Origin of the sequence: Adlercreutzia murintestinalis (genome assembly GCF_943192905.1) — a bacterium.
Taxonomy (GTDB): Bacteria; Actinomycetota; Coriobacteriia; order Coriobacteriales; family Eggerthellaceae; genus Adlercreutzia_A; species Adlercreutzia_A murintestinalis.
In genome coordinates this window covers 1-4,481 of sequence record NZ_CALPCC010000038.1, presented here as the reverse complement: position 1 = coordinate 4,481, position 4,481 = coordinate 1, and the positions used below count along the sequence as shown (strand labels likewise).

General features: G+C 58.4%; 3 protein-coding genes. All 3 read right to left on the bottom strand.

Annotation, left to right across the window (positions count from 1 at the left end; genetic code table 11):
* Positions 1 to 206, bottom strand: a 206-nt coding sequence (locus NFR19_RS08705; RefSeq protein ID WP_251213403.1) for a hypothetical protein, incomplete at its 3' end; no start/stop codon positions are given.
* A gap of 116 nt (positions 207 to 322) precedes the next feature.
* Positions 323 to 1,015, bottom strand: coding sequence for a hypothetical protein (locus tag NFR19_RS08700; protein WP_251213402.1), 693 nt, complete (start codon positions 1,013 to 1,015; stop codon positions 323 to 325).
* Positions 1,016 to 1,122: 107 nt separating this feature from the next.
* The coding region (locus tag NFR19_RS08695; RefSeq protein ID WP_251213401.1) for an InlB B-repeat-containing protein at positions 1,123 to 4,481 on the bottom strand (3,359 nt) is incomplete at its 5' end.

Genomic DNA, 4,481 nt, shown 5'->3' with positions numbered 1-4,481 from the left:
TCAGACATCTCCTGATCGGTGCCATCGGTGCCGATGCTCGGGAAGGTCTCGCGGTCGTTGGGGTCCCACGTTGTGGGGTCATAGCTCGTACCGCCTGTTCCCTCACCTGGCTTATAGGGGTCGGTTGCGAATGCGGGTAGGGCCGTGCCCATCGCCAACGCGGCTGACAGTGCCATCGCAGCACATGCCTTGCTTGCTTTCTTCATGGCTTCATCCTCCTTTAGTTTCAAGCCACTTTCTTCTGTCCTTGCTTATATCCAGCGGCGCCCTTGCCGCGTGATACCTGTGTTTGCGTCGCGCACATTCGCGCGAGCGCGCATCCTTAGCCCTCGATCACGTTCAAGGTGACCTTGGCGGCAGCTTTGCCCGTCTCTTCGTTGGTGTCAGGGTCAAGAGCGGTAAACACCGCCGTTGCTTCGTGCATGCCGGGGTCCAGGTCGTGCGTGAGCGCGATCTTCTCGATGTATTGGTTGGGCTTTAAGACCCCCGATTCATAGATCGTCTCGCCAGATTCGTCGTCAGTTATGGCAACGCGCATGTTGTAGCGGTTGCCAGGGACGTTCTCGATGTAGGCGGTGCCTGAGTTCTCGGAGCCATCGAACTGGATGACGCTTGCGATGGAGATGTTGAACATGCCCTCTTCGACCACCCGGTCAAGCTCTGCCTGTATCTCTTCGTCGGTCTTGTACGGCGCTTGCCCTGTTTGCGCCGACGGGTCGAACAGAGACGATCCGTTGCAGGCGAACAGCCACACGAGCAGCCAGATGAGCAGGGCTGCTATGACGAGCGCGAGCACCACGATCACGTTCTTGCGCGTGTTCGAGGGCGCCGATCCATTGGCGATCGCGCTTGCATGGGGCACGCCCGCACCTGCCCGCACGCCTTGTGCGGGCGCACCTGCGCGGGGAGCGCCTGTCTTGGCAAAACCGCCTCGCGGTGTGACTGGTTGGCTCGATGCGGCGCGGGCGCGCTCGTCGATGGTGGCCTTCTTGTTGTTCATGTCGTTTGCTGTCATGGTTGTCTGTCCGTCCCTTTTCTCGTCTGGGTGTATCGGTTGCGGTGTATCTGCGAAGAGCAAGAGCGAGCCCTCGCTCTTCGCAGGGTTTGCATGCAGGGTCTTTGCTAGTCAGCCACCCGGCAGGTGAACATGAGGGTGGCGATCTTTACCGGCCCCTCTGAGTAGCGCACGGTGTTGGGCTGTTTGGCCTTGCTCTCCGGGATGCGCAACAGCAGCGTGTAGTCGAGCGTGCCCGGCGTGTTGGTCGCAGCGTCGTATGCCGGTATGAAGTAGTTGTTGTTGGCCCCTGCCACGAAGGCATAGGAGTTGCCGAACTCAGTTGCCACCTTCACCCGCTTGCCCGTGTTCTCGTTTAAGGCCGTGAACTCAAGCTCGAAGTCCTCCCAGCTATCGAGTGCCGGCGTGCCATCTATGGGGAAGATGCGCGCCATGCCCTCGTCTGGATCGAGGTTGGGGATGCAGTCGATCTGCTCGATGAAGAGCTTCGCTGGCGTGCGCGACTCAAGAGCGGCTTGTCCGTGCTCGAACTGATCCTCATGGTCGTCTTTGGTGCCATCTCCGTTGGGCGTGTCCGTTGGCCACTTGCCCGTCTGGCCTGCGCGCACCTCATAGACATACATATCCATGCCATCGATGTAGACCTCGATGCAGGCATCGATAGGCGAGGTCAGGCTCAAGACCGGCGACCACTGGGCAAAGAGCGTCACCTTGCCGTCCTTGACCCCCGGGATATCCTGCACGAGCGCTTGATCGAGATACGCCTCACCTGTGCCGTCAGCCTTCGTGTTCCAGCCCTTGAAGGTGTAGCCTTTGCACACGAAGGTGTTCGCGGGAAGCCTCTTCGCCACACCGAAGCGCATCTCAAGTTCATCCAGAGCCCCCGCAGGCCCCACCTCAACGGGCCTGTCCGCGCTCGCATTGCCATCGAAGACGACGGTGTACGCGCCGCCTTTCCACTGAGCGTAGAGGCGCACGAGCCCCAGCTTGTCCGTGGTCAGGTTCTTGAAGGCGGCAGGATCGAAGGTGCCATCCTCTTTGATCGCAAAGTCCACGATGGGCGTGTCATGTTCATCGGCCGCCACGTTCTTCTCGAAGCTCCAACCCACGAACTCATATCCCGGGCGGCTGAACACCGTCTCGATCGGCACCTCTTGGCCATACTGGGCGAGTATGACCTCATCTCCTGCTTCGATATGCCACTCGCCTTTGTCTTCGGGGTCCGATATCGAGATGTTAGGATCGAAGTGCACGATGTATTGGTTGGCATCCCACTGAGCGTAGAGGTGCACGGTCGCTCCCCGCACGTTCGCATCATCGAAGGCGTCAAGTCCTACGTGGGTGTAGGAACCGCGCGTCTTATACGTAGTGCCAGAGCCGTCGGCTTGCGTGTTCCAGTTCGCGAAGTTGTACCCGGTGCGCGCAAGGTCGTTCGTAGGGATCACCACTTGCTGGGTATAGAGCGCATCGATGCGCGCAGGCACGCTGCCGGTACCCGTTGTGTCGTCTCCCCAGTTCTCGTGGAAGACGATGGTGTAGCGGCTCTCGTTCCACACACCGTAGAGCACCACCTTCGTCGTGCGATCCCAGTTGCCATCCGCGTCCTCAGCGGTGGTGAGATTATGCGTGAAGGTCTTATCCGCAAAGCTGCCAGATGCTGGGCGCATATCGAACCAGGGGTTGCTCTGGTGGTCATCTGCCGTGCTGTAGCCGAGGAAGTAGAAGCCACGGCGATCGGGCACATGCCCGGCTTGGATGGTCCAGGGCCTGTCGTATTGAGCCGAGATCGTGGCCACCAGCGCTCCGTGGCCGTCTTCTCCTGTGCCATCGTTTTTGCGCAGCTCGATGGTGTATTCGTTGGGCGCGAAGATGGCGTAGTAGGTGCCTTCCACGTTCAGGCTGTAGTCCCAGCCAGAGACCGCTTGCTTGGCAGGCGCCCACGCCTTGGTCTCGTCGGTTGCCAAAGTGGTGCCCGTGCCGTCAGCCTTCGTGTTCCAGCCGACGAAGTGCCAACCGGCTTTATGGATGGGAGTTGAGCCTTGGGCCGTGCCGCTTCTGGCTCCCACGGTCTCGCTTGCCCGTGACACGTTGCCGCCACCAGCTGTTCCTACCTGATACTTGATGGTGACGTTGTTTTCTTTCCACTGTGCCCAGTAGGTGGCGCCGGGCGCTTTGAGGCCCTCGTTGGTACTCTCGTTGCTTACACCGCTGCCACCCCAGTACCAGCCCGAAAGCGTGTAGCCAGGTCGCTCCATATTCGATGCGCTTACCGTAGTAACTGGTGTGAAGGTGCCATCTGCCTTGCGCACATTGAAGCGCAGCGTATTGCCAATGACCCGGAAGTTATTTGTCCAAAGGTACTGAGAGGTGCGCCCAGCAAGGCCGAGGTCTGCCACCTTGAATTCACCGCCGTTCGGATCGACGGTAAAGCCATAGGGCAAGCCCCAAATGGCGTAATAGCGAGCCGTACCAGTAACGGTTACTGTTTTTGAGGGAGTTCCGGTCGGCGAGGTTGACCAACCCAGGAATGTTCTGTGCGAAAGATAAGGATCGCCATGCCCAGGAGCAGCCGTTAGCTTGGTTCCGTACTCTACGCCCTTCTGGAGCGTATCCTCATTGCTCTGGCCGTTCCCCTCGCTCCAATAGCCCCCGTTCGTCTTAACGTCCCACATGATGTCATACTTGCGCTTGGTCTCGGTCCATGATGCTGTATAGGCAGCATCGCCACTGACCGCGCTTACGGTAGGTGTCCAACCATTGAAGGTATAGGACCATTCAGCTGTTTGAGTACGTGCGGGTGTTGCTGGAGCTTTCGGAACCTCGCCATATGCAACGCTTGTGGTCTTATTGGCAGTATCTTTGGTATTGGTGCCCCAATACGAACCTGTCCCTGATAGCTTCCATGTAATGGTGTATTCGCGCTTGGTCTCAGTCCAGGTGGCGGTATAAGTCGCAGCCTTGCTCACAGTGCTGATCGCAGGCGTCCAGCCAGCAAACGTGTAGGTATACTCGTTAGTCTGAGTGCGCTTTGGAGTAGCGGGTGCTGTCGGTGTGTCACCGTATGCAACGCTCGTGGTCTTATCTTTGGTGTCGTTTGCGTTGTCGTCCCAATGCGCCCCTGCACCCGATAGCTTCCACGTTATGGTGTACTGGATCTTAGTTGCAGTCCATATAGCGTAATAGGTCGCATTACCATTGGCGTTACCGAGGGACGTGCTGCCCGTTGTTGCTGTAGAACTGGTGTTCCAACCAGCGAACGTATAGGTGTATGCAGCCGTTGCGGTGCGCGTTGGCGTGCCCGGTGTCGTAATGGCAGATCCGCGAAGCGCTGTGGTGGTCTTATCGTCAGTCTTGCCATCGCTCCACTTGCCGCCATTCACCTTGAAGGTGAAGGTGTCAATAATTGATTTGAAATTAAGGTAGATACTCACGTTGCCGCTCAGCGTGACGTAATCGGCAAAAGCAT